The sequence below is a fragment of the Sphaerisporangium sp. NPDC049457 genome (genome assembly GCF_055586705.1).
On sequence record NZ_JBVJHR010000003.1, the window covers coordinates 106,724 to 131,359 of the forward strand.

Consider the following 24,636-nt stretch of genomic DNA (forward strand, 5'->3'; position numbering starts at 1 on the left):
CGGGCCTACACCGATCTAGGCGGAAAAGTGACGCGCATCTAGACTCCGAGTTCGGCGACCTTGGACGGTCGCCGGACATGTGTCGCCCGACGGGGAGGGTGGGGCCCTTCTCGTACGTGTGCGGGTGACACGGCTCCTCCATGCCTGCCGGGCGGCCGGTCCCGGTGGTTCACCAGGAGGTGTCGTGCCACGTAAGTCCCTTCCCCCTCTCTTATCCCGGACGCGCCGCGCCGCGGCCGTCGGCGTGAGTCTCGCGGTCGTCGCGGTGATGAGCCCGGCGATGCCCGCGTCCGCCGACCCCTCGCCGAGCGCGGCGACCGGTTCGGCGAGCCCGGCGACCGGTTCGGCGAGCCCGGCGACCGGTTCGACCAGTAAGTGGAAGGCCACCCCGCTGACCCCGGCCGGCCGCGTCCAGGGGGCCAAGTCCCCGACCGGCAAGCTGGCCAGGAGCGACGAGTCCCTGTTCACGGCGACGTCGGCCAAGCCCGTCAACGTGGTCGTGAAGCTGGACTACGACTCCCTGGCCGCCTACAAGGGCGGCGTCGACGGTCTCAGGGGCACCAGCCCTTCGGTCACCGGCAAGAGCCTCGACGTCAACAGCACGGCGGCCAAGCAGTACCAGAAGCACATCGAGGGCGTGGAGAACGCCTTCCTCGGCGAGCTCGGCAAGCGCGTCCCCGGCGCCAGGGCGGGCCAGAAGCTGCGCACCGTCTACGGCGGCATCGCGCTCAGCGTCCCGGCCAACAAGGCCGCCGACCTGCTCAAGCTGCCCGGCGTCGCCGCGGTCCAGAAGGACGAGCTCCAGCGGCCGCTGACCGACTCCAGCCCCGACTTCATCGGCGCCCCTGCCGTCTACAGCAAGCTGGGCGGCACCAACTCCTCCGGCAAGGGCGTGATCTTCGCCACCCTCGACTCGGGCGTCTGGCCGGAGCACCCATCGTTCGCCGACCCGGGCGGCCTGCCCGCTCCCCCGCCCACCAAGGACGGCACGCCCCGCGTGTGCGACTTCGGCGACAACCCGCTGACGCCCGCCGCCGATCCGTTCGTCTGCAACAACAAGCTGATCGGCGGCCGGCCGTTCATCGACACCTACAACCTGGTCTACGGCGGCGAGGTGTACCCCGACAGCGCCCGCGACTCCAACGGGCACGGCACCCACACCGCCTCCACCTCGGCCGGCGGGCCGGTGGCCGACGCCAACCCGCTCGGCATCAGCAGGGGCCCGATCCACGGCATCGCCCCCGCGGCGGCCGTGTCGGTGTACAAGGTGTGCGGCGCCGAGGGCTGCTTCCCCTCCGACTCCGCCGCCGCCGTGGGCCGCGCCATCCTGGACGGCGCCCGCGTGATCAACTTCTCGATCTCGGGCGGCGCCGACCCCTACAGCGACCCGGTCGAGCTGGCGTTCCTGGACGCGTACGCGGCCGGGGTGTTCGTCGCGGCGTCGGCCGGCAACTCAGGACCGGATGCGGCCACCGCCGACCACGCCGGCCCGTGGGTGACGACGGTCGCCGCGTCCACGCAGACCCGCACGTTCCGCTCGACGGTGACGCTGACCGGAACCGGCGGCGTCAAGGCCACCGTCTCCGGCGCCTCGATCACCCAGGGCGTCACCACGCCGCTGCCGGTGGTCTCGGCCGCCGCCGCGCCGTACTCCGACCCGCTGTGCCTGAGCCCGGCGCCGCCCGGCCTGTTCACCGGGAAGATCGTCGTCTGCCAGCGCGGCCCCAACCGCGTGCTCAAGGGCTTCTCCGTCAAGCAGGGCGGCGCGGCCGGCATGATCCTTTACAACGCGACGCCGCTCGACGTGATGACCGACAACCACTGGTTGCCGACCGTCCACATCGACCAGCCCGACAGCACGGCCCTGCTGAACTTCCTGGCCGCCAACCCCGGCGCCACCGCGTCGTTCCCGCCGGGCGCGAAGACCACCTGGCAGGGCGACGTCATCACGACGTTCTCCTCGCGGGGGCCGTCCGGCGACTTCCTCAAGCCCGACGTCACCGCGCCCGGCCTGCACATCCTGGCCGGGCACACCCCGACGCCGGAGTCTCCCCTGGAAGGGCCGTCCGGCAACCTCTACCAGGTGATCGCCGGCACCTCGATGTCCGCGCCGCAGGTGGCCGGGGCCGGCGCCCTGCTGTTCGCCCTGCACCCCGACTGGACGCCGGGCCAGGTGAAGTCGGCGCTGGAGACGACGGCCAAGACCTCGGTCACCAAGCAGGACCGGGTCACCCCCGCCGACCCGTTCGACTTCGGCGGCGGCCGCATCGACCTGACCAAGGCCGGCGACCCCGGTCTGACCCTGGACGAGACGGCGGCCAACTACGCGGCCTCCGCCGCCGACCCGCTGAACCGCATCGACCTCAACCTGCCGTCGGTGAACGCGCCGGTCATGCCCGGCGTCATCACCGCCAAGCGGACGGTCACCAACGTCACCACCAAGACGCTGAACTACACCGCCACCGGCACCGCCCCGAGCGGGGCCGCCATCACGGTGCTGCCGCCGCTGTTCAGCGTGAAGCCCGGCAAGAGCGTCAAGCTGACCATCGTGGTCACCGCGCCGGACCTGCCCGACGGGCAGTACTTCGGCCAGGTGAACCTCAAGCAGGTCGGCGGCGGCCGCAACCTGCACCTGCCCGTGGCGTTCCACCGGCAGGAGGGCGCGGTGCCCGTCGACCAGACCTGCGCGCCCGCCACGATCGCCAAGAACACCGGCGAGTCCACCTGCACGGTCACGGTCGAGAACACCACGCTGAAGGACACCGAGGTCACCGCGCTGAGCACGCTCGACGCGCGGCTGCGGCTGAACGGCGTGACCGGCGCGACCAAGGTGGGCACCCAGATCGCGACCACCAGGACCACGCTGGCGGGGCGGCAGCCGGACCGGCCGGGCATCGCCCCGGGCACCGGCCCTGCGGGGTACCTGCCGCTGGACGCCTTCGGCATCACGCCGATCGCGATCGGCGACGAGGAGGCGGTGAACTTCACCGTCCCGGCCTTCACCTACGCCGGCACCACCTACACCCGCATCGGCGTGGTCTCCAACGGCTACAGCGTCCCGGGCGGCACCAGCGGATCGGCGGACATCTCGTTCTCGCCGCAGAACCTGCCCGATCCGGCGCCGCCGAACAACGTGCTGGCGACCTACTGGACGGACCTGGACGGCACCGGAGCGCCCGGCGTGTACGCCGGCACGCTCACCGACGGGGTCGACACCTGGCTCGTCCTGGAGTGGCGCGTCCACCTGTACGGCGCGACGTCGCTGAAGGTGTTCCAGCAGTGGATCGGCGTGAACGGCGCCGAGGACATCACCTATTCCTACGACCCGTCCGACCTGCCCGGTGACCCCGGCGCCTCCTACGGGCTGACCGTGGGCGCCGAGAACGCCGAGGGCACGGCCGGCGCCCAGATCTCCGGGCCGCCGGCCGAGGACTACCGCGTCAGCAGCACCCCCGGCGCTCCCGGCGGCAAGCTGACCTACACCATGAAGGTCAAGGGGGTCGCCACCGGCGTGGGCTCGGTGACGACTGCCACCTCGACCGACGAGGTGAAGGGCATCACCATCGAAGTGGACAAGATCACCGTCCAGTGAGCCCAGGTGGGGCCCGGCGGCACGACCGCCGGGCCCCACCGCGCTCGGCCGTCCCGCCGTGCGCCGCCCTCGCGGCCACCTCGTGGTGGCCTCGTGGTGGCCTCGTGGTGGCCTCGTGGTGGCCGGTCAGTCGGTGCCGGACTCCATCGCGGCGTGGTCGAGGAGCACGTCGTCCTCCGGGACCTCGCCGCGCGAGGCGATCGCCTCGGCCCCGCCTTCGGCCATCGCGCCGATCAGGCCGGTCGGGGCCGCCTGCGCGGCGCCGATCAACGTCGATTGGCTGCCGACCATCCCGAGCGCCGCGTACTGTTCGAGCTTGGCGCGGGAGTCGGCGATGTCGAGGTTGCGCATGGTCAGCTGGCCGATGCGGTCGACCGGCCCGAAGGCGGAGTCCTCGGTGCGTTCCATGGAGAGCTTGTCCGGGTGGTAGCTGAACGCCGGCCCGGAGGTGTTGAGAATGGAGTAGTCCTCACCGCGGCGCAGCCGCAGGGTCACCTCGCCGGTGACCGCCGTCCCGACCCAGCGCTGCAGCGACTCGCGCAGCATCAGCGCCTGCGGGTCCAGCCAGCGGCCCTCATACATCAGCCTGCCGAGCCGGCGCCCCTCGTTGTGATAGCTCGCGAGGGTGTCCTCGTTGTGGATGGCGTTGACCAGCCGCTCGTACGCCGCGTGCAGCAGAGCCATGCCCGGCGCCTCGTAGATGCCGCGGCTCTTGGCCTCGATGACGCGGTTCTCGATCTGGTCGGACATGCCGAGGCCGTGCCGGCCGCCGATGGCGTTGGCCTCCAGCACCAGGTCGACGGCGGAGGCGAACTCCTTGCCGTTGATCGTCACCGGCCGTCCCTGCAGGAAGCCGATCGTGACGTCCTCCGGGGCGATCTCGACGGCCGGGTCCCAGAACCGCACGCCCATGATCGGTTCGACGAGCTCGACGCCCGCGTCGAGGTGTTCGAGCGCCTTGGCCTCGTGGGTCGCGCCCCAGATGTTCGCGTCGGTGGAGTAGGCCTTCTCGGTGCTGTCGCGATAGGGCAGGTCGCGTTCGAGCAGCCACTCGGACATCTCTTTGCGCCCGCCGAGCTCGTGGACGAAGTCGGCGTCCAGCCACGGCTTGTAGATGCGCAGGGAAGGGTTGGCGAGCAGGCCGTAGCGGTAGAACCGCTCGATGTCGTTGCCCTTGAAGGTGGAGCCGTCGCCCCAGATCTGCACGTCGTCCTCGAGCATCGCGCGCACCAGCATGGTGCCCGTGACGGCCCGCCCGAGCGGGGTGGTGTTGAAGTAGGCGCGGCCGCCGGACCGGATGTGGAACGCCCCGCAGGCGAGGGCCGCGAGGCCTTCCTCCACGAGGGCCGACCGGCAGTCGACCAGACGGGCGACCTCGGCGCCGTACGCCGTGGCGCGCCCGGGGACCGAGGCGATGTCGGGCTCGTCGTACTGGCCGATGTCGGCGGTGTAGGTGCAGGGCACCGCACCGTTCTCGCGCATCCACGCGACCGCTACCGAGGTGTCGAGGCCGCCGGAGAAGGCGATGCCGACACGTTCACCGACGGGCAGAGAAGTGAGGACCTTGGACACGAGTAGAAGTATATACACACCGATGCATGACCATGCAACGCACAACGAGCCGATCGCTCGTGGAGCCGCGCAGGGCCGCTCAGGGCAGCCGGAGGGGCTTGGCGAAGCAGCGACTGCTCTGGTGGAAGCGGTAGTAGCCGAACTTGGCGCAGAGCTCGTAGCCGCTGGAGGTGTACAGGGCTATGGCCTCGGGCTGGGCGGTTCCGGTCTCCAGGACCATGCGGACGCGTCCCGCCGCGCGGGCGTCGGCCTCCAGGTGGGCCAGGACGCGGCGGGCGAGTCCCCTGCCGCGGAACGCCTCCACCACGAACATCCGCTTGATCTCGGCGTCGCCGTCCGAGTAGCCCTCCTCGCCGGCCTCCTGGGCGCGCCAGCCTCCGGTGGCGAGCGGAGTGCCGTCCTGGTCGTAGGCGATGAGGTAAAGGCCGTTCGGCGGCTCGAACATCGACGGGTCCAGCGGTGTGGCGTCACCGTCGCTCTGGTAGCGCCTGGCGTACTCGGCCTGCACCTCTTTGTTCAGCCTGACCGCGTCCGGGTGGTCGAACGAGACACGGCGAATCTCCACTAGAAAGCCCTTCTTGGCGACAAAACGACTCGCCGCGAAGATACCGCCCTGCCATGGCCCGCACCGGGGCGGGGGTGGAGCTCGACGTCGCAGAACCGTGCGGACGCGAAGCTTGAAACTTTCTAATATTCCACCGGATTATCAGCGGCCCATCCTCTGCTTAACCGGTTCATCCATCCGAAATGTTCCAGTCTCCCTTTGACACCTTTCAGGGCGATTCTCACAATGGGGTCCACACGCGGGCCCTGCCCGTCCCCGGCGGGTGAGCGACGGCGAATCCGCAGCTCAGAGTGGTTCTCGACGCCCAGTACGTCCCCGGCTTGATCCAGGAAGGATCGAGGCACGTGAAACGACTACTCAAGGCCCTGACGGCCGCGGTGATCATCCCGGTCATCGCGGCGACCGCGCTGGTGCTCACCAGGCCGGCCTCAGCCGCTTCGCTCACCCGGGTGACGAGCTTCGGCGCCAATCCCACCAACCTGAACATGTACATCTACGTGCCGGACAACGTGGCGGCCCGGCCGGCGCTGCTGGTCGCCATCCACTACTGCACCGGCACGGCGTCGGCCGTCTTCAACGGCTACGCCCGCGACTACGTCACCGCGGCGGACCGCTACGGGTACATCATCGTGTTCCCCGAGGCCACGCGCAGCGGGCAGTGCTTCGACGTCTACTCACCGCAGGCCCTCAGGCGCGGCGGCGGCAGCGACCCGGTCGGCATCATGTCGATGGTCGACTACGCCAAGCAGCGCTACAACGTCGACTCCGGCCGCGTCTTCGTCACCGGCTTCTCCTCCGGCGCGATGATGACCAACGTCATGGCCGCCGAGTATCCCGACGTGTTCGCCGCCGGCTCGGCCTTCATGGGCGTGCCCGCCGGTTGCTTCGGCACCACCGACGGCTCGACCTGGAACAGCCAGTGCGCCAACGGCCAGATCACCAAGTCGGCGCAGCAGTGGGGCGACCAGGCCCGCGCGATGTACTCCGGCTACACCGGCTCCTACCCCCGGATGCAGCTGTGGCACGGGACCAACGACGACACGCTGCGGTACCCGAACTTCGCCGAAGAGATCAAGCAGTGGACCAACCTCAAGGGGGTGAGCCAGACCCCCGTCGCCACCGGTTCCCCGCAGTCGAACTGGACCCGGACCCGCTACGGCGCCGACACCACCCAGGCGCCGGTCGAGGGCATCAGCGTCCAGGGCGTCGGCCACTCGCTGCCGCAGAGCGGCATGGTCCAGTACGCCATCGACTTCCTCGGCCTCAACAGCCCCGGCACTCCCACCCCGACGCCCACTCCCACCCCGACGCCCACCCCCACGCCGACGCCGACGCCGACGCCGACGCCCGAGCCCACCACCCTCGGCGCCGCCGCGGCCCGCAGCGGCCGGTACTTCGGCACCGCGATCAACGCGAGCAAGCTCGGCGACCCCGTCTACACCGCCATCGCCGCCCGCGAGTTCACCTCGGTGACGCCCGAGAACGAGCTGAAGATGGACGCCACCGAGTGGAGGCGGAACCAGTTCACCTTCGACAGCGGCGACCTCTTGTACGGCTGGGCCAAGCAGAACGGCGACAAGCAGGTACGCGGCCTCACGCTGGCCTGGCACGCCCAGCAGCCCGCCTGGATGCAGACGCTGGCGGGCGACTCGCTGCGCCAGGCGATGATCAACCACATCAACGGCGTGGCGGGCCACTACAAGGGCAAGCTCGCCTACTGGGACGTGGTGAACGAGGCGTTCGCCGACGGCAGCTCCGGCGCCCGGCGCGACTCCAACCTGCAGCGCACCGGCGACGACTGGATCGAGGTCGCGTTCCGCACCGCCCGGGCGGCCGACCCGGCCGCCAAGCTCTGCTACAACGACTACTACATCGAGGACTGGACGGCGGCCAAGACCCAGGCCGTCTACAACATGGTCCGCGACTTCAAGTCCCGCGGCGTCCCGATCGACTGCGTCGGCTTCCAGAGCCACTTCGTCAACAGCGCCCCCTACAACGCCGACTTCCGCACCACGCTGGAGAGGTTCGCGGCCCTGGACGTGGACGTGGCCCTCACCGAGCTGGACATCGAGGGCGCCTCGCCCACGACCTACGCCAACGTGGTCAACGACTGCCTGGCCGTGCCCCGGTGCGTCGGCATCACCGTGTGGGGCGTGCGCGACGGCGACTCCTTCCACGTGGGCGACCTCCTGCTGTTCGACGGCGACGGCAACAAGAAGCCCGCCTACACCGCGGTGCTCGACGCCCTCAACGGCCACGGGCCCTCGCCCACCCCGACCCCCACGCCGACGCCGACGCCGACGCCCACCCCGACGCCGACCTCCGGCACGGAGGCATGCTCGGCGGCGATCACCACGGTCAACAGCTGGCCGGGGGGCTTCCAGTCGTTGGTCACCGTCCGCGCGGGCAGCGCGCCGGTCAACGGGTGGACCGTACGGTGGACCTGGCCCGGCGGGCAGACCATCAGCAGCCTGTGGAACGGCACGCAGACCGTCTCAGGCTCCAGCGTGACCGTCCGCAACGCTCCTTACAACGGCTCCCTCGCGGCCGGGGGGTCCACCACCTTCGGCTTCACCGCCAACGGCACCGCGGCCACCCCCACCGCCACCTGCGCCAGCCCCTGACTCACCGCCGCATGAGCCGGGCGAGCGTCGGCGCCCGGCTCGCCTGGCTCGTGCGGGTCACAGGTGCGCGCGAGCCTCATCGACCTGGCGCAGGATGCCGCGCGCACCACTGGCAGCAGCGATCGCGCCCGCCTCCTCGATCAGCGCGAGCGCGTCCTGCCGGCGGTCCTGACCTGCGGCGATGTAGGCCAGACCGACCAGGTTGGCGGCGACGCCCGGCGGAAACCCGACCTTCCTGCGCAGCCGCGTCGACTCCTCCAGCAACTCGCGGGCCGCGTCCAGACGGCCGGTCATGTGCTGGATGAAGCCGAGGTGCCGCAGCGCGTAGGACAGCGTCAGCTCGTCCCCCGCCTGGGCCGCGAGCTCGCGCGATCGCTGGAGGAAGGGCGTCGCGGCCTCGCCGTCGTCCCGGACGACCTGGTGGAAGATGCCGATCCAGAACAGCGCCTCCCCTTCGGCGCGCACGTCATCGAGCCTGCGGTACAGCTCGGCGGCACGTTCGAAGAGCGTCAGCTCCTCGGGGTCGGCGAGCGCCCGCGCGTCCTGCGGCGCCTCGCCGCACCGGTCGAGGAAGCGTGCGTGGATCGTCATGCCCCGGGCCAGCGCCAGGTCGGCCTCCACCGTGTCCAGGTCACGATCGGCGGCGTCCAGGACACTCGCGTCCCCGCCGAACACGGACCGCTCGTACAGTGACCGGACCCGCTTGATTCGATCTTCCGCGCTGATCGTCGCCACCCATCTCTCGTCACCGTCCGCCGGACCCGCGCGCTATCCCTTGACCGGACGCGACGCCGGACAGGTGTGCGGGCGCCGGCCGCTCCGTTTTCCGGCTCGCCAGTCTGCCGCCCGCCGGTAGCGCGCGCAATATGCCCAGAAACGGGGCACGCAGGGCTCCGCCGCCCCCTTTTGACAACTTGTGTGGATATGTAGCCGTAGGGGGGTCGGCACGGTTAGCCTACTTTCTCGGATCTTCCGCCGACGGGGTGACGAAGGCGCAGGTGGCGCACGAATGAGCGGACGGGCCGGCGGGCGTACGACGATGGCGCGGCCTCTTCCCGGCCCGCCTCCGAACCGGCCGGGCGGCCTGACGCCAGGTGAGGGACGGGCGTGAGCGACCGGCCGGAGGCGGAGCGGAGGCGCCGTCGCTGGACGGCCGCCGTGAAGGGCGTGGGCAAGACGCCGCCGAAGAACCAGAGCGGGCAAGAGCCCCCGCCCGCGCCGCCGCCCGAGCCGGACCCGGTCGCGCCGGCCCCGGCCGTCACCGCGGCCGACCGTGTCCGGGGGCTCAGGCTGCTGGGCTGGGTCACCGCCGTGGTGCTGGCGGTCGTCGTCGCGGCGTGGGCGGTGTGGATCACCGGCCCGCCCACCGAGGCCGACCTGCGCGAGGCGGCCGGCCTGCCGGGCAAACGCGAACTGCTCATCGGCGTCAAGGACGACACCCCCGGCATCAGCCTGCGCAACCCCGCGACCGGCCGCTTCACGGGCTTCGACATCGAGATCGCCTACCTCATCGCCGCGGAGCTGGGCTTCACTCCCGGGCAGGTGCGATTCCTGGCGATCGAGACCGAGGACAGAGAGCGCATGCAGGCCCGCGACACCGACGGGCGGTTCGTCACCGTCGACCTGGTCGTGGCCACGTTCAGCATCACCCCGGACCGCCTGAAGAATCCTGGGGTGAGCTTCTCCGCCCCCTACCTGGAGAACGAGCAGTCGGTGGTGACCCGCCGCAAGCACGCCAGGGTCACCGCCCTGGGCGATCTGCGCGGCGAGGCGGTGTGCACCCTCGGCACGTCCACCTCCGAGACCCAGGCCGCGGATGCGGGGGCCGTGGTGACCGGCAAGAACCGGATCAGCGAATGCATCGAGGGGCTGAAGAAGGGTGACTTCGACGCGGTGACCACCGACGCGGCGATCCTCGCCGGATTCGTGGCCGCCGAGCCGTCCGTGCTGCGCCACCACGACATCGGCCTGACGAACAGCGAGAAGTGGGGCGTCAACACGGGCACGAACACGGCCCTGCGCACCCTGGTCGACCTCGCCCTCTACCGGTCCTACGCCGACCCGACGGACCGGCGGTGGGAGAACGCCTTCGACAGGTACCTGGGCGCGGCGCAGGAGGCCAACCGGCCGCAGCAGGTCGCCGTCGGCGAGCAGCCGCGCGTGGACGAACCGCAGGTGCGCAGATGGCCGTGGGAACGGGCCGTCCCCCGCCGATGACGGCCGCCCGACCGGACACCGCACGTCCGCGCCGCGGCAGGGCCGCGCCGCAGAACCAGCAGTGGCTGTTCGCGATGCTGCCGGCGTTCCCGCTGGTGCTGCTGGTGCTGCGCCTCTGGTACGCGGGCAGGCAGGACACCCAGACGCTGCTGCTGCTGGTGCAGTACGTCAGCCCGCTCGGCATGCTGAGCTCCGTCCTCATCATCGCGGTCTGGATCATTCCCGCGGTCGTGCTGGCCGTCCGGGCCCTCGGCACCCTCTACCTGATCAGCAGCGGCACGCCGTCGTGGCTGGTGCGGGTGGCCGACCGGGTGCCCGACTGGGTGGTGGTGCTGGCCGCCTTCGCGGCCCTGTTCGGCTGGCAGCTCAGGTTCCTGCCGTCCCTGGCGATGATGGTGCTCGCGGTCGCCGGGCTGTCGGTCAGGGAGCGGTTCCCCGGCCGGGTCACGGCGGTGCGCGTCGCCTGCCTGGTGGTCCCCGCGGTGGTCGCCGTCATCGTCTACATCGCGATCGCGCCGGCCCTCGTGGACGCGGTCCACGAGGGCGAGCCGATCACGCTGGTGCTGCTCGGCCTGCCGCCCGCCCTGACGATGCTGCTGACCGGGCCGATCCCCCGTGCCCCCGCCTGGTTCCTCACCCATGGGGTCGCGATGGCGGTGGCGGTCCTGCTGCCGATCATGGTGGGGGCGGTGTTCCTCAAGCTGCCGATCCTCCCGCTGGTCGCGGTGGAGGTCGCGGCGGAACACCAGGGCGAGGAGCCGGCCGGGACGGCGCCGCCCGGCGCCGAGGAGGTGGACGTGGTGGTGGGCTACGAGATAGCCGTGGACGACCGCATGTCCACGATGCTCGACAACCGGGGCGCGATCCGGTTCATCCGCAACGACTCCCTGATCTCGAAGATCCTGTGCCCCGACCCCGGGGAGGTGCCCCGGAGCTGGGTGGACCTGCGCGGCTGGTACGTCGAGGAGAGCATGGTCTCGTGGCTGGCCCCCGAGAGCACCGAACCCGCCGAGGACCCACGCTGCCAGGGCCACCCCCGCCCGCGCTCCGAACGCTGACCGGCCGCCGCCCGGACGACCGGCCGCCGGTCCGTTGGTCGGTGGACGAGCATCCGCCCGTGAGCGGGGACCGGCACCGGTCCGGTGGACGTGGCCGACGACCGCAGGCTCGGTCGTCGGCCGTCAGCCGCCGCTCGGGGAGGCCTGATCTGGGCGGGTGAGTGACCGGAGGCCGCCGAGGACGAGGTCGGCGACGACATCGGCGTGCTCGGCCACCGCCTCGGCCGCCATCGGGTCGCCGGGGCCGATGCGGCGGGCCAGCGCGGGCAGGCTGAAGGGCGCGGCCCCGCCGTGCGCGACGAGGAAGTGCAGCGTGCGCGCCGAGACCGAGGCGATGACCCCCTCATCGGCCAGCCGGCCCAGCGGCCGGGTCATGGCGGCGAGCAGCGGCGCCACGTGGTGCTCGTACAGGTAGTCCAGCCGCGGGCTGTCGGTGATGCCTTCGACGGTGACCAGGCGCAGTATCTCCGGGCGCGCTGCGTGCACGAGGACGAAACGGCGGATGATGCGGCGCGTCTGCTCAAGCGGGCCGCCCGAGGTGTCGTCCAGCTCGGGCAGCAGCTCGGCGGCGACCTGGCCGAAGGCCCAGTCGACCGTGGCGTACCACAGCTTCTCCTTGGAGCCGAAGCGCTGGTGGACGAGGTTGTGGCTGACGCCCAGCTCGCGGTTGAGCGCCGCGACCGACGCTCCCTCGTATCCGTTGCAGGCGAACATCCGCAGCGCGCCGGCCAGGATCTGTTCGTGAGAGGCCGGGCACAGCTCCGCCGGGGGGCGACCGGCGCGGGCCTTGGGGGTGCTCATCGTCACACCCTATCCACGGAAATTGACACCCATCAACATATAGGTTGATACTCATCAACATATCACCAAAAGTGCATGTCAAAGCGGGTTACCACCCGCTGGAGGAGTTCCCGTGACCCCGATCTTGATGTCCGCGCCACGTGCCCGTCACGCCGTCCCCGACGGCGAAGACAGCATGACAACGCGCGATCACGAGCGACGGGCCACCGGGACAGATCTATACATGCCGGCCCCCGGAGATCCCGTGCGGGTCGGCGAATACCAGGTGGTGCGAGAGCTGGGCGAGGGCAGCCAGGGCACGGTATTCCTCGGCGAGTCCCCCGGCGGAGCGCAGGTGGCGATCAAAATGCTGCACCCCTCGTTCGCCGCCGACTGCGACGTCAGGAACCGGTTCCGGCGCGAGGCGGAGATCGCCGCGAGCGTGGCCGGCTTCTCCACGGCCCGGGTTCTGGAGACCGGAAGCATCGAGGAACGCCCGTACATCGTCAGCGAGTACGTGCCGGGGCCGTCGCTGGAGCGGCTGGTCAGGGAGGACGGACCGCGGACCGGCGGCGGGCTGGAGCGGCTGGCGGTCACCACGCTGACCGCGCTGGCCTCGATCCACAGGGCCGGCGTCGTGCACCGGGACTTCAAGCCTGGCAACGTGATCATGGGCCCCGAGGGTCCCGTGGTGATCGATTTCGGGATCGCTCTCGAACTGGACACGGCCACGAGCGTCGCGGCGCCGGCGGGCACGCCGGCGTACATGTCGCCGGAGCAGTTCGCCGACCAGCCGCTCACTCCGACCTCTGACATGTTCTCGTGGGCGGGCACGATGGTCTTCGCGGCGACCGGGCGACCGGCGTTCTACCAGAGCACCGTGCCCGCGACGATGAACGCCATCTTCCACGCCGAGCCCGACCTGTCCGGCGTGCCTGAGACGCTACGACCGCTGGTGGCGGCCTGCCTGGCCAAAGACCCGGCCTCTCGTCCGACCGCCGAAGAAGCACTGTGCGACCTCACCGAAGGCACCCCCAGCCTGACCTCCTCCTTCACAGCCGACCACGCACTCCCCCTCACCACCACAACCGACCACGCATTCCCCCTCACCACCACAACCGGCCACCACCGGCCGCACCCCGCCACCAGCGCGGTGTCCACCCACCTTGCCCACGCCGACGACCTCCCCGCCCCAGTGGACGCGTTCTCCGGCGCCGAAGCGGCCGGTCATGGGTACGGCGAAACCGGCGCCGCCGCTACGGCGGCCGACCCGGCGAACGTACACGTCACGAGCATCCCGGCCGACGACCGAGTCGACTCCGCCGACCGGCCCTCGCCCCTGCCCTCACCGCGTCCCCGGCATCGCCACCGTCGCCGGGCCGAAGCGCCCGTCCGCCGTCACCGGCGAGCCCGCGCGGAGGGCAGGCACGCGGCGGCACAGGTCCTCAGGACCGCGACGCCGGCCGCCCCTCGGTCTCTCCGGCGTCACGGTTTCTCAGCCCTGGCCGTCGGCGCAGGTCTGGCCGTGGCGGCCTGCACGCTCTTCCTCACGTCGGTGTTCGACGGCCCGGCCGACGCGCGGTGCCGCCAGGTGGACGTCTCGGTCACAGCGTCGGAGTGCTCGGCTCACGAAGCGCCCGCGCCCAGCGCGCCGGTTTCCGGCGCGCCGGGTTCGGGGGCGCCGGTCTCGGGCGCGTCGATCTCCGGGGCGTCGGTCTCCGGCGTGTCGGTCTGCGGCTCTGGGGACGGCTCGATGAGCTGTTCGCGGAGGTAGTTCCACACCACTGCGATCAGCGCGGCGACCGGTACGGCGAGCAGGCTGCCCACGATGCCCGCCAGGTTGCCGCCGAGCGTCACCGCCAGCAGGACCACCGCCGCGTGCAGGCCGAGACCGCGGCTCTGCACCATGGGCTGGAACACGTTCCCTTCGAGCTGCTGCACGGCGACGATGATGGCGAGCACGATCAGCGCGTCCGTCGGACCGTTGGACACCAGCGCGATGAGGACCGCGACGAAACCGGCGAACAGTGCCCCGACGATGGGGATGAACGCCGAGACGAACGTCAGGACGGCCAGAGGAAGAACCAGCGGTACGCCGACGATCCACAGGCCGAGACCGATGAACACGGCGTCGAGCAGGCCCACGAAGGCCTGGGAGCGCACGAACGAGCCGAGGGTGTCCCAGCTCCGTTCGGCGACGATGGGCACGTCCGTGGCGAGACGGCCGGGTAGCTGACGGGTCAGCCAGGGCAGGAACCGCGGGCCGTCCTTGAGGAAGAAGAACATGAGGAAGAGCGCCAGGACGGTGGCGACCAGGCCGTTGACCACGGTGCCCACGCCGGTGAGGGTGGCGGTGACGATGCTGCCGACACTGGCCTGGATCCGCTTGACCGCGCTGTCGAGCGCGGTGCTGACCTGGTCCTCCCCGATGTTGAACGGCGGCCCGGCGGCCCAGTCGCGCAGCTGCTGGATGCCGTGGCCCACGCCCTCGGCCAGCTCGCCGGACTGGGACGCCACCGGTACGGCGATCAGCACCACGGTTCCGGCGGCGACCAGGAGGAACAGGACGGTCACCGCCGAGGCGGCCAGGGCGGGGGGCCAGCCGTGCCGGCGCAGGAAGCGGGTCAGCGGCCAGGTCAGGGTGGTGAGAAGCAGGGCGATCACGAGCGGCCAGAGGACGGACCACATCCGGCCCAGCAGCCACAGGCCGACCGCGGCCATCAGTACGACGAGCAACATCTCCAGGGAAATGCGCGCCGAGGTTCGCAGCGCGGTACGCGTCTTCGTGGCATTCAGCGTGGCAGGCACAAACACACCCTAGACAAAGCCCAGCGAAACGGACTCAAGCCCGCGCAGATCACTGTCGTTGCGGATGACCGTCGCCGCACCCGATGGTCATCGTCCACTGGGCCCCGGCCGATCCTGATCCATCGGGGCCGCGGCTCCGGCGCGACTGGCCTACAGCGCCGACTGGAACCAGACCGTCCTGCCCGCCTCGCCGTCGTGGTGGGATCCCCAGGCGGTCGCGATCATGTTGACCAGCCACAGACCCCGCCCGCCCTCGCTGTCGGCCGCCACCGCTCGCGCGACCGGCGCGCTCGTGGCCGATCCGGCGTCGGTCACCTCCACGTGGACCATCTGGGAGGAAACGGCCACGCGCACGGTCACCCGCCCGTCGGCCGTGCTCCCGGAGGCCGAGTGCGCCACCGCGTTGGTCACGACCTCGCTCAGCAGGAGCAGGACGTCGTCCAGCGCCGGAGCGGCGACCCGCGTGACCAGCAACCCCCGCACCCACGCACGGGCCGCCGGCACGGACGCGATCCCGCCGGGAAAGTCCCCGCTCCACGTCTCCGAACCGGGCACCTCACCACCGTGCCGGAGAACCTGCTCGTCCGATCTCACGCGGCCACCACCGGCGTGACCGCGCCTGTCGCCACCGGGCCGGTGTCCGTACACCTTCGACGCGGGCCACTGCGACAGGAAAGGAACGCTGTTCGATTCAGACATAACCGGTCCCCTCGCTGGTTGACGGGTGATGAATCGCTTTCCGTTTGTCCTGCCGAACAAAGAAGGCGTGTGCTTAGATTGCCGTCGCGACCAGCGAATCCAAAGCCGAATCCGCATCCCGGAAGATGACCTGCGATGACAGGATCCGGCCTAGGTAAACCACCGTCCGGCATCATTTCCAAACCAGAAGATGCCCCTTTTTACCTCTTTTATGGAGGAACGCGATGAGCGTCGAGCCATTCCCCGGCCCGGAATCCCCCCCCGCGCGCGTTTCGGTGCCGAGATGCGCCGCCTTCGGGAGGCCGCGCAACTGTCCCAGGCCTCGGTGGCCGCACGGCTGGGCTGCACCCAGACCCAGGTGAGTCGCCTTGAGGCCGCCACCCGCACTCCGTCGGTGTCCGACGCCGAGAAGCTCGACCGTCTCTTCGGCTCGGGCGACGGCACCTTCTTCACGGACCTGCGCAAGCACATCGTCGCCCGCCCCAGCGGGCCGGCATGGTTCATGGACTGGGCCGACAAGATCGAACCGGCCGCCCGCGTCCTGTGGTCCTGGGACCCTCTGCTGGTCCCCGGCCTCCTCCAGACGCCGTCCTACGCCCGGCACATCTTCCATCAGGAGCCCCAGATCTCGCCCGAGGAGGTGGAATCACGCATCGAGGCCCGCGCACAACGGCAGGGCATCCTCGACCGCGATGACCCTCCCCTGTTCGTGGCGCTCATCGACGAGGGTGTGCTGCGCCGCCAGGTCGGCGGGCCAGAGGTGATGAGAGAGCAATTCGACTACCTGCTGGAGGTCACCAAGAAGCCCAACATCTCCATTCAGGTCGTCGACCCACGCTGCCTTATCGGCCTACTGGGCGCATTCATGATCGCTGAACTCAAGGACGGACAGCCGCACGCCATTCATGCGGAATCTTCGACCGAAGGCCAGTTCACCACTGAGCACAGCACGGTGACGACGATCCGCAACCGATATGAGGCGATACGTCTTTGGGCTTATCCTGAGCGCGTGTCCCTCAAACTGATCGAAGAAGTGAGGCGGGAATGGACCTGAGTCGTGCGGTGTGGCGGAAGTCGTCATTCTCTGGCGGCACTGGCGGCCAGTGCGTCGAGGTCGCCGACAACCTGCCCGGCGTGGTCGCGGTACGCGACAGCAAGATCCCAGATGGCCCCAAGCTGCTCCTCGGCCCCTCCGAGTGGCGCTCCTTCATCGGGGGCGTCAAAGCAGGAACGATCACCCACCTGTCCTGACTCATCGAGATCGCACCCACTGAACTGCTCCTTGACGCCGGGCCGTGCGGTTTGGAAGCCCCGGTCAGCCAATGACCGGGGCCTCGCACGTCAAGCGAACCCACGCTCGGGGATCACCCTGCATGCCCGGCAGCGTGCGCGACGGCGGGTCATAGGCGGGATGAGGATCGCCTCAAAAAAGCAGCGCCGAAGGCACCATTGCAGCGGACACGGCCAGATCCTTCAATGTGGAGATCTCAGCCGTGGAGGTAATCGACCAGGCGGCCTTTTCGGCTTCGAGTTGCTCTATCGCGCTCTTGCCCCCCGTCACCGATGCCAACGATGCCCGCCGGACGAACATGTATCCCCAAAATGATCGAGGAAGTGAGGCAGGAATGGATCTGAGCGCCGCTGTGTGGCGGAAGTCTTCCTTCTCCGGCGGTAACGGCGGCCAGTGCGTCGAGGTGGCCGAGAACCTTCCCGGCGTGGTCGTGGTACGCGACAGCAAGATTCCGGATGGCCCCAAGCTGATTTTCGGCCCCCCCGAGTGGCGATCCTTCATCGGGGGTGTCAAAGCAGGAACGATCGCCGACCTGCCCTGACTTATTGTGATCGCCCCCACCGAACTCCTCTTCGGTGCCGGTCCGTGTGGTTTGAGAAGACCATGCGAGGACTTGCAGAAGCCACCGCGCATCCTTAACTGAAGTAGGTAAGATAAGGGTATGGCGGGATTGCAGCGCATCACCGAGCCGACGCTGGACGTCGCGGAGGTGCTGTTACGCGCGTACGAGGAGAACGTGAAAATACACGGCTGGGAGATCATCAAACAGGTCAAACGTTCTGGCCCCACCGTGTACAACGTCCTGGACCGGCTCGAAGACGCGCAGATGGTCGAAGGAGAGTGGGAACAGCTCGAACCCGACGTCAACCGGCCGCGACGCCGCTATTACACCCTCACCGGGAACGCCGTCGCTGTCATCCGCGCACTACTCCAGGAACGGCGACCCGCCGCGCTCCGGCCGAAGCCCGCACTGGGCTTCCTCCGCCTCGACTTAGGACCGGTCGCCGGCGGTGACCGGTGAGCACGCAGGAGATCATCGTCGGTGTCGGCCTCGGCCTCGCGGTGAACGAGATCTGCGACGTCTCACCTTGGCTGGCGAGGCGATTCGTCGTCTGGTCGGTGAAATTGCGGTACGGAACGTCACCGCGAGCGGAGATCCGGGCCGAGGAACTGGTCTCCGTCATCGATTCCCGGCCGGGCAAGCTGTTCAAGCTGGTGACCGCGCTGGGCTTCGCCGGTCGCGCGTCAGCATGGCGTCTGGCCGTCAAGGCATTCGTTCTGCTGTGGGTCATCACCGTTGTCGCACGTAACTCTCGCTACGCGTTCGACGCATGGAGGATACGCCGTAGGTTGGCGACACCCCCGATCGTCAAGCACGAGGGCTATGAGGTCACTTTCCACTTGTGGGCGGGGAGTGACATCCCGCAGTAGCGTCCGGGATGGAAGCCTTCCCACCTCCGGCCGGCCCACCGGCCGGAGGCTTCCATGTGAGGGGTTCGGCCTCTTCTCCCAGGTCAGAGCCAGATGATCTTATTGGGCAACGTAAGTCACGTTGACGCTTCACTGGTGCACCTGGTACTCGGTGGTGGTGTGGCCTGTGACGGAGGTTCAAGGCCCGCCTTCGCGGTGCTCGGCCCGTTGCGGGTGTGGGTGGACGGCCAGGAACGTGCGGTGTCCCGGCCGGCGGTGCGTCGGCTGCTGGGCGCGCTGCTGCTCACGCCGGGCCGCCTGGTCGATCGGGCGCGGTTGATCGAGTTCGTCTGGGGATCGTCAGGATGCGAGCCGGCGGCGCTGCACAGCGCGGTGTACCGGCTGCGGGAGTGGTTACGGCCGAGCGGCATCGGGATAGAGCGGGACGGCGATGGCTACCGGATCGAGGTGGCGCCGGAGCAGGTGGACGCGTCCCGTTTCCGTGTCGCCGTCGCCGAGGCGCGGGAGGAACCGGATCCGAGCCGCAGGGCCGATCTGCTGTTCGCCGCGCTGGATCTGTGGCGTGGGCCGGTGCTGGCCGAGGACCTGGAGTGGCCCCACGCGCTGCCCGCGGTCGCGGAACTGCAGCAGGCCAGAATCCACGGCGCCCGGGATCTGGCGGAGGCCGCCGTCCGCTGCGAACGCGCCGCCGAGGCCGTCGAACCTCTGGAGCGCCTGGCCGAGGCGCTGCCGTATGACGAGACCGTCCACACCCAGCTGATCACCCTGCTCGGGCATGCCGACCGCCGCGCCGAAGGGTTGCGTCGCTATGAGCGAATCCGGCGCCGCCTGGCCGACGACCTCGGGGTGGACCCTGGTCAGGGACTGCGTCGTGCGCACGTGGCCCTGCTCGGCGACGATCTTCCGGTGCCCGGCCCGTCGTCCTCGCCCGTCTGCCTGCTGCCGTACGACCTGCCCGACTTCACCGGCCGCGAAGCGGAGTTGGCGCTCATCACCACGGCGCTGTCGGCCGATGAGGACCTCACGCCCACGGTGGCGATTTGCGGCATGCCAGGGGTCGGCAAGACCGCCCTGGCCGTCCGGGCCGGGCACCGGCTCCGCGGCCGGTTCCCGGACGGGCAGCTGTTCGCGGACTTGAACGGGCCCGACGGCCGTCCCGCCGATGTGGCCCAGGTGCTGGGACGCTGGCTGCGGGTGCTGGGCGAGCAGCCACATGCCATCCCTGACGGCTCGCAGGAACGGGCCGAGCTGCTGCGCGCGCGGCTGGCCGGCCGCCGGGTGCTGGTCGTGCTGGACAACGTCACCGATGCCGGGCAGATCCGGCTCCTGTTGCCCACCGGGCCCTCCTGTGCCGCCATCTTGACCAGCCGGTCTGATCTGGCAGGGCTGTACGGCATGACCCGCATTCGATTACCCGTTCTGCCGTCACCGGAGGCCGTCGCTCTGCTGGAACGTCTGATCGGCGGCGCCCGCATAGAGGCCGAGCCCGAACCGGCGCGGCGGCTCATCGAAGTCTGCGGCCGCCTGCCGCTGGCGTTGCGGATCGCCGGGGCGCGGCTGGCGGCACGCCCGCACTGGACCGTGGCGCGCCTGGCCGACCAGCTCGCCCGTGCCCATCGCCCACTCGACCACCTGGCCCTGGGGACGATGGAGGTACGCGCCGTCCTGGCCGTGGGCTACCGTACGCTCGGCGCGCCCGAGCGCACCCTGTTCCGGCTGCTCGGCCTGCTGGAGGCGCCCGACGTCGCCGCCTGGGTCGCCGCCGCGCTCTTGGACGGGCCGCTCACCGAGGCCGAGGAATCACTGGAACGCCTGGCCGACGCGCAGTTACTGGAAGCGGTGCGGTCTCAGCCGGGCGGGCAGATCCGCTACCGCCCGCATGATCTGGTACGCGCGTTCGCCCGGGAACGCGCCGAAGCCGAAGAGACGCCGGCGAACCGAAACGCCGCCCTGCTGCGCGCCCTGGGCGGCTGGCTGGCGCTGACCGAGGACGCCAACGGCGCGCTGTGGGGTGGCGACTACCTCTCGCTGCACGGACAGGCCACCCGGTGGCGGGCGAAGGAGGGCGTCGAGCACCTGGTGGCCGACCCGCTGAGCTGGTACGAGAGCGAGCGGTCCAACATCGTGGCCGCGGTCGGGCAGGCGGCCCGTACCGGAGCCGTCGAGCTGTGCTGGGATCTGGCCGGTTCGGCGCTGCCGTTGTTCGAGGCCCGCTCGCATCATGATGAGTGGCGGCAGACGCACGCCGTCGCTCTGGCCGCGGCGCTGCAAGCGGGTGACGACCGAGGCGCGGCCCTGATGAGCGCGAACGAGGGGCTGCTGGACATCTACCGGGGCGACCACGAACGGGCCCGCGCGAAGCTGGCCACGGCCATGAAGCTGTTCGAGCGGACCGGCAACCGAGCCGGTCTTGCCCTGGCGAACGTGTCAGACGCTTGGATCGATCAGATGCGGGGCCGTTTCGACGGCACCCTGGCCCGGTATGAGCAGGCTCTGGCCGTCATGCGAGAAGCGCAGGACCGGGGAGGCCAGTTTCTCGTGCTGGGCAACATCGGCGTGCTCCACCTCTACCAGGACCGCCCGGAGCTGGCTCTGCCCACCATGGAGCAGGCTTACGAACTGGCCCACACCGCCCCCGCGTTCGGCCCGCACCAACGTGCCAGGGCGCTGCACTACGTCGGGGAGGCCCGGCTGGCGGTCGGTGACCTCGACCGCGCCGAGGACGCCCTGGCCGAGGCACGCCGGCACGCCGAACAGGCGCGCACTCCCCGGCTGCTGGTGCTCGCGCTGCACGGACTCGGGCTGATCCGGCTGCTGCACGACCGCCTGACAGAAGCCGAGCCGCTGCTGAGCCGCGCCCTCACCTTGTCCGCGGACATCGGGGTGCAGGTGCCCCGGGTGCGCGTTCTGATGACCCTGGGCAGGCTCCATCGCCGCCGCGGCGACTTCGACCGCGCCCTCGCCTGCCTGACCGAGGCCCTGTCGCTGTGCAAGGACCTGCAGGCGCCCGTATGGCAGGCGCGCTCGCTGCGGGATCTCGCGGCCCTTCACCAGGACATGGGCGATGTCGATGCCGCGACGGCCTCACGGCTCCAGGCCGAGACCCTGCTGCGGCAGAGGGACCACTCCGCCACGGGGTGAGCGTCCGGTCAGTTCCCGGTCAGTTCCCGGCGAGACCGGCTTGCCAGCATCGTCAATGCACCACCTCGAACGGGCGGACGCCGGATCAGTCAGCGCACATGGCGCGCCGTTCGCGATGCTCGCGGTCGAAACACCCGAGCACCGGATGATCACTCGTCATCGAATCGAACGGAGGAGAGAATGGCGAAAAGCCTGAAGACCGGGATCGCTCTCACCATCGCCACGGCACTCGCGGCGATCGGGCTCATCACGGCACCGGCACACGCCGATTCCGTGAGCTACTTCAATATCGAGGGGATCTCTGGCAGCACGTCCGGCTCCATCACGTGGATCGATTACCGATCGGTCAGGATCCGGGGCGAGGTGTGCGACTACTCCGGTGGCGCGAGCACCACGGCGCGGTTCACCTTCCGGCTGGCGAACGACGTCTATTACGACAGGCAAACTCGTACGGTCAGCAATGAGTGCAGGTCATTCGACTTCACTCAGGAAGGACCGCGCGGGGGTATTCAGACGGTCGACGTAGAGCCATGCGAGAGCGGCGGCTTCTGTGGACATCTGCACATGTACATGTCGCTTTTCTTTTCCGCCTGCCGGATGAACATGGCGTGCGCTTAGATTGCCTTCGTGACCTGCTATTCCACGAATTGGTCGACAATGCAGGATATGAGGTGCGCCGGGTCCCCGCCGTAAGGCGGCGCCGATCAGCGAACCCCAGCAGACGGACGGGAGGGAGAACCCATCGGGGGCCGTTATCGCACGGACGTGGTGCGGTTGGGCGGTGGGGTGGGTGTGCTCTGGACGGTTTGTGGCGGACGGGAGGTGGCTCGGGTGGGCCGCTCATGGGGCGGCGCAGGGGTGCCCGCGTTTGTGATGTCGTTTGCGGACAGTGTCGAGGTGAGTCGTTCGAGCAGGTCGGCGAGCTGGGTCTGTTCGTCAGCGCTGAGGCCGGCGAGGAGCCGGCGCTGGTTGTGCAGGTGGACGGCGATGAGTTCGTCGGTCAGTTCTACGCCCTCGGGGGTGAGGGTGATGAGACGCCCGCGCGAATCGGTCTCTGCCACGGATCTGCTGACCAGGCCACGGGCTTCGAGCCGGTCGACCCGCTTGGTGATCGCGCCGGTGGTGACCAGGACGGTGCGGCTGAGCTCGCCGGCGGACAGGGCGTAGGGCGCTCCTGAACGTCTAAGCGCCGCGAGTACGTCGAAGTCGCCGTTTCCCAGCTCCGCGGCGGCGAAGGGCGGCCGCAGCCGTTGGTCCAGTTCGCCGGTGAGCCGGAAGAGCCGGCCGATGACGAGCATCGGGGTCGCGTCGAGGTCAGGTCTCTCGCCTCTCCACTGTTCGACGATGGCGGCGATGGCGTCGGGCTGCATGTCTTCCATCATATCTTCCACGGATGATATATATCTTCCGTGGAAGATATTGCTGCTCCCCCGGCCACGGCGGCGGTCGTCCGCTACTTCGGCCCGGCCTGCCCCTTCGCCTGGGTCACCTCCAGGGCCGTCACCGAGCTGAAGCGGGGACGCGGTGCACTCGGCCTCGGCTGAACCCGGCGCTCGCACCCGCCGCCGGCTCATCGCCGCGAGCCTGGCCGGCTCGATCGGCGACGGCATCTACGTGCCGCTGACGATGCTGTTCATCCACTCGCTCACCGGCCTGTCGCTGACCTCGATCGGCGCGGGCCTGACCGTGGCCGGGCTCTGCGCCCTGGCGTTCATGCCGGTCACGGGCATCCTCATCGACCGGTTCGGCGGCCGGCGGGTGCTCATCGCCGCGCTCGTGCTGCGGGCGGCCGGTTTCGCCGCGTACCCGTTCGCCGGCTCCTACCCCGCGTTCCTGGCGATCGCCCTGGTGGTGGCGGTCGGGATGTGGTCCTCTTCCCCGAGTCAGCACGCCCTCATCGGTGAGATCGCCGAAGGCGCCGAGCGTGACCGGCTGCTGGCGTGGGACCGCAGCCTGCGCAACGCCGGGATGGGATTCGGCAGCCTGGCGGCGGCGGGCATGCTGGCGTTGAACGGCAGCGCCGGCTTCATCGGCGCCGCGGTGGCCCTGGCCGTGGTCTTCCTCATCGCCGCGGCGCTGGTGGCCCGCATCTCGGCCGTCCACGGCGGCGTCAGCCGGCCGGAGGGGAGACCAGAGGGGTACCGGCAGGTGCTCGCCGACCGGCCCTACCTGTTCATCACGGCCGCCAACTTCCTGATCGCCTTCGGTTACACCACCCAGGCCATCGCCCTGCCGGTCTTCCTCACCCGCGACGTCGGCATGCCCGACGCCCTGGCCGGGGCCGTGTTCGCGGTCAACACCGCCCTGGTCGCCGCGCTCGGCGTCCCGATCGCCCGCCTGACCATGCGCGGCAGGCGCACACGCGCGGCCGCGCTCGGCGCCGTCATCTTCGCGCTCTCCTTCGCCGCCTTCGCGGCCCTTCCCCGGCTCGTCAGCGGCGCCGACGCCATCGTCGCCGTCGTGGCGGTCGCGGTGCTGTACACCATCGGCGAGCTCGTCCACTCCTCGCCCTCACAGGGCCTGTCGATCCACGCCGCCCCCGATCACCTGCGGGGACGATACCTGTCGACCTATCAGCTGTCCTGGTCGGTCTGCCGCACGACGGCGCCGCTGCTGCTGGGATTCCTGCTCGACGCCGGGCAGTGGCAACTGTGGACGGTTCTGGCACTGATGGTGCTGACCGGCGCGGCGATCTTGCTGTACGCCGAGCGGGTGCTGCCGGCCCATGTGGTCGGCACCCGCGAAGCCACCGTCACCGCCCTGCAGGACGCTCCTCACAAGGCCCCTCAGGAGGCCGTCATCTGACGGCCGGAAGCTGGTGCGATCTGTTCCGGCCACCGCCGGTCCGGCACCACGAC

Annotated in this window: 21 protein-coding genes and 1 pseudogene; 14 read left to right on the forward strand and 8 right to left on the reverse strand. The window is 70.1% G+C overall.

Annotated elements, in window-relative coordinates:
- The first annotated feature begins 244 nt into the window (after positions 1 to 244).
- Entirely contained in the window at positions 245 to 3,592 is a 3,348-nt protein-coding gene (locus tag ACZ6QO_RS06415; RefSeq protein WP_465848256.1) for a S8 family serine peptidase, read from the forward strand.
- 126 nt (positions 3,593 to 3,718) lie between these two features.
- On the opposite strand, the gene argG is transcribed toward ACZ6QO_RS06415, so the two are convergent.
- Together argG and ACZ6QO_RS06425 are read right to left on the reverse strand one after the other, a co-directional pair.
- A complete protein-coding gene (argG, locus tag ACZ6QO_RS06420; RefSeq protein ID WP_465848258.1) occupies positions 3,719 to 5,164 on the reverse strand; it encodes an argininosuccinate synthase in 1,446 nt (481 codons plus the stop codon).
- A 79-nt stretch (positions 5,165 to 5,243) separates the two neighbouring features.
- Positions 5,244 to 5,729: a GNAT family N-acetyltransferase gene (locus ACZ6QO_RS06425; protein WP_465848260.1), complete on the reverse strand. Its 486-nt coding sequence runs from the start codon at positions 5,727 to 5,729 to the stop codon at positions 5,244 to 5,246.
- A 344-nt stretch (positions 5,730 to 6,073) separates the two neighbouring features.
- Between ACZ6QO_RS06425 and ACZ6QO_RS06430 the strand changes: the two genes are divergently transcribed.
- Positions 6,074 to 8,353 carry an extracellular catalytic domain type 1 short-chain-length polyhydroxyalkanoate depolymerase gene (locus ACZ6QO_RS06430; protein WP_465848262.1) on the forward strand — a complete coding sequence of 760 codons (2,280 nt, stop codon included), beginning with the start codon at positions 6,074 to 6,076 and terminating at the stop codon, positions 8,351 to 8,353.
- Positions 8,354 to 8,410: 57 nt separating this feature from the next.
- On the opposite strand, the gene ACZ6QO_RS06435 is transcribed toward ACZ6QO_RS06430, so the two are convergent.
- On the reverse strand, positions 8,411 to 9,088 hold the full coding sequence (locus ACZ6QO_RS06435; RefSeq protein ID WP_465848264.1) for a tetratricopeptide repeat protein: 678 nt from the start codon (positions 9,086 to 9,088) through the stop codon (positions 8,411 to 8,413).
- Between the two features lie 372 nt (positions 9,089 to 9,460).
- Between ACZ6QO_RS06435 and ACZ6QO_RS06440 the strand changes: the two genes are divergently transcribed.
- Positions 9,461 to 10,570, forward strand: a complete 1,110-nt coding sequence (locus ACZ6QO_RS06440; protein WP_465848266.1) for a transporter substrate-binding domain-containing protein — start codon at positions 9,461 to 9,463, stop codon at positions 10,568 to 10,570.
- A complete protein-coding gene (locus ACZ6QO_RS06445; protein WP_465848268.1) occupies positions 10,537 to 11,628 on the forward strand; it encodes a hypothetical protein in 1,092 nt (363 codons plus the stop codon). The genes ACZ6QO_RS06440 and ACZ6QO_RS06445 overlap by 34 nt, the downstream gene beginning before the upstream one ends.
- A gap of 123 nt (positions 11,629 to 11,751) precedes the next feature.
- Here the strand turns inward: ACZ6QO_RS06445 and ACZ6QO_RS06450 are convergent, their stop codons facing one another.
- The gene (locus tag ACZ6QO_RS06450; RefSeq protein WP_465848270.1) at positions 11,752 to 12,429 is read right to left on the reverse strand and encodes a TetR/AcrR family transcriptional regulator; all 678 of its coding nucleotides are present in this window, start codon (positions 12,427 to 12,429) and stop codon (positions 11,752 to 11,754) included.
- Positions 12,430 to 12,652: 223 nt separating this feature from the next.
- On the opposite strand from ACZ6QO_RS06450, the pseudogene ACZ6QO_RS06455 reads away from it, so the two are divergent.
- Positions 12,653 to 13,411, forward strand: a pseudogene (locus ACZ6QO_RS06455) (serine/threonine-protein kinase); the annotation flags it as partial.
- Positions 13,412 to 14,034: 623 nt separating this feature from the next.
- Here ACZ6QO_RS06455 and ACZ6QO_RS06460 read toward each other — a convergent pair.
- Both ACZ6QO_RS06460 and ACZ6QO_RS06465 read right to left on the reverse strand, forming a co-directional pair.
- Positions 14,035 to 15,216: an AI-2E family transporter gene (locus tag ACZ6QO_RS06460; protein ID WP_465848272.1), complete on the reverse strand. Its 1,182-nt coding sequence runs from the start codon at positions 15,214 to 15,216 to the stop codon at positions 14,035 to 14,037.
- 150 nt (positions 15,217 to 15,366) lie between these two features.
- Positions 15,367 to 15,810, reverse strand: coding sequence for an ATP-binding protein (locus tag ACZ6QO_RS06465; RefSeq protein WP_465848274.1), 444 nt, complete (start codon positions 15,808 to 15,810; stop codon positions 15,367 to 15,369).
- 316 nt (positions 15,811 to 16,126) lie between these two features.
- On the opposite strand from ACZ6QO_RS06465, the gene ACZ6QO_RS06470 reads away from it, so the two are divergent.
- On the forward strand, positions 16,127 to 16,969 hold the full coding sequence (locus ACZ6QO_RS06470) for a helix-turn-helix domain-containing protein (RefSeq protein ID WP_465848276.1): 843 nt from the start codon (positions 16,127 to 16,129) through the stop codon (positions 16,967 to 16,969).
- Complete coding sequence (locus ACZ6QO_RS06475) at positions 16,960 to 17,166, forward strand: DUF397 domain-containing protein (RefSeq protein ID WP_465848278.1); 207 nt, start codon at positions 16,960 to 16,962, stop codon at positions 17,164 to 17,166. The genes ACZ6QO_RS06470 and ACZ6QO_RS06475 overlap by 10 nt, the downstream gene beginning before the upstream one ends.
- A 172-nt stretch (positions 17,167 to 17,338) precedes the next feature.
- On the opposite strand, the gene ACZ6QO_RS06480 is transcribed toward ACZ6QO_RS06475, so the two are convergent.
- Positions 17,339 to 17,506 (reverse strand): hypothetical protein, encoded by a 168-nt coding sequence (locus ACZ6QO_RS06480; protein WP_465848280.1) that lies wholly within the window; start codon positions 17,504 to 17,506, stop codon positions 17,339 to 17,341.
- Between the two features lie 34 nt (positions 17,507 to 17,540).
- On the opposite strand from ACZ6QO_RS06480, the gene ACZ6QO_RS06485 reads away from it, so the two are divergent.
- The 5 genes from ACZ6QO_RS06485 (at position 17,541) to ACZ6QO_RS06505 (ending at position 22,396) form a co-directional block, all read left to right on the forward strand.
- Positions 17,541 to 17,747 (forward strand): DUF397 domain-containing protein, encoded by a 207-nt coding sequence (locus ACZ6QO_RS06485; protein ID WP_465848282.1) that lies wholly within the window; start codon positions 17,541 to 17,543, stop codon positions 17,745 to 17,747.
- A gap of 120 nt (positions 17,748 to 17,867) precedes the next feature.
- The gene (locus tag ACZ6QO_RS06490; protein ID WP_465848284.1) at positions 17,868 to 18,227 is read left to right on the forward strand and encodes a PadR family transcriptional regulator; all 360 of its coding nucleotides are present in this window, start codon (positions 17,868 to 17,870) and stop codon (positions 18,225 to 18,227) included.
- Complete coding sequence (locus tag ACZ6QO_RS06495; protein WP_465848286.1) at positions 18,224 to 18,637, forward strand: hypothetical protein; 414 nt, start codon at positions 18,224 to 18,226, stop codon at positions 18,635 to 18,637. Before ACZ6QO_RS06490 ends, ACZ6QO_RS06495 begins: the two co-directional genes overlap by 4 nt.
- Before the next feature lie 135 nt (positions 18,638 to 18,772).
- The gene (locus tag ACZ6QO_RS06500) at positions 18,773 to 21,778 is read left to right on the forward strand and encodes an AfsR/SARP family transcriptional regulator (protein ID WP_465848288.1); all 3,006 of its coding nucleotides are present in this window, start codon (positions 18,773 to 18,775) and stop codon (positions 21,776 to 21,778) included.
- A 180-nt stretch (positions 21,779 to 21,958) separates the two neighbouring features.
- On the forward strand, positions 21,959 to 22,396 hold the full coding sequence (locus ACZ6QO_RS06505; RefSeq protein ID WP_465848290.1) for a hypothetical protein: 438 nt from the start codon (positions 21,959 to 21,961) through the stop codon (positions 22,394 to 22,396).
- A 134-nt stretch (positions 22,397 to 22,530) separates the two neighbouring features.
- Here the strand turns inward: ACZ6QO_RS06505 and ACZ6QO_RS06510 are convergent, their stop codons facing one another.
- A complete protein-coding gene (locus tag ACZ6QO_RS06510; protein ID WP_465848292.1) occupies positions 22,531 to 23,148 on the reverse strand; it encodes a MarR family winged helix-turn-helix transcriptional regulator in 618 nt (205 codons plus the stop codon).
- A 39-nt stretch (positions 23,149 to 23,187) separates the two neighbouring features.
- On the opposite strand from ACZ6QO_RS06510, the gene ACZ6QO_RS06515 reads away from it, so the two are divergent.
- Both ACZ6QO_RS06515 and ACZ6QO_RS06520 read left to right on the forward strand, forming a co-directional pair.
- Positions 23,188 to 23,322 (forward strand): hypothetical protein, encoded by a 135-nt coding sequence (locus tag ACZ6QO_RS06515; protein WP_465848294.1) that lies wholly within the window; start codon positions 23,188 to 23,190, stop codon positions 23,320 to 23,322.
- The gene (locus ACZ6QO_RS06520) at positions 23,303 to 24,583 is read left to right on the forward strand and encodes an MFS transporter (RefSeq protein WP_465848296.1); all 1,281 of its coding nucleotides are present in this window, start codon (positions 23,303 to 23,305) and stop codon (positions 24,581 to 24,583) included. Before ACZ6QO_RS06515 ends, ACZ6QO_RS06520 begins: the two co-directional genes overlap by 20 nt.
- The last annotated feature ends 53 nt before the right edge of the window (positions 24,584 to 24,636 follow it).

What these genes read in the sequence shown, in the direction of transcription:
- ACZ6QO_RS06445 (WP_465848268.1), top strand. Translation starts at nt 10,537, where the DNA reads ATGGCCGTGGGAACGGGCCGTCCCCCGCCGATGACGGCCGCCCGACCG.
- ACZ6QO_RS06450 (WP_465848270.1), bottom strand. Translation starts at nt 12,429, where the DNA reads ATGAGCACCCCCAAGGCCCGCGCCGGTCGCCCCCCGGCGGAGCTGTGC.
- ACZ6QO_RS06485 (WP_465848282.1), top strand. Translation starts at nt 17,541, where the DNA reads ATGGATCTGAGCGCCGCTGTGTGGCGGAAGTCTTCCTTCTCCGGCGGT.
- ACZ6QO_RS06470 (WP_465848276.1), top strand. Translation starts at nt 16,127, where the DNA reads ATGGAGGAACGCGATGAGCGTCGAGCCATTCCCCGGCCCGGAATCCCC.
- ACZ6QO_RS06475 (WP_465848278.1), top strand. Translation starts at nt 16,960, where the DNA reads ATGGACCTGAGTCGTGCGGTGTGGCGGAAGTCGTCATTCTCTGGCGGC.
- ACZ6QO_RS06510 (WP_465848292.1), bottom strand. Translation starts at nt 23,148, where the DNA reads ATGCAGCCCGACGCCATCGCCGCCATCGTCGAACAGTGGAGAGGCGAG.
- ACZ6QO_RS06505 (WP_465848290.1), top strand. Translation starts at nt 21,959, where the DNA reads ATGGCGAAAAGCCTGAAGACCGGGATCGCTCTCACCATCGCCACGGCA.
- ACZ6QO_RS06480 (WP_465848280.1), bottom strand. Translation starts at nt 17,506, where the DNA reads ATGTTCGTCCGGCGGGCATCGTTGGCATCGGTGACGGGGGGCAAGAGC.
- ACZ6QO_RS06490 (WP_465848284.1), top strand. Translation starts at nt 17,868, where the DNA reads ATGGCGGGATTGCAGCGCATCACCGAGCCGACGCTGGACGTCGCGGAG.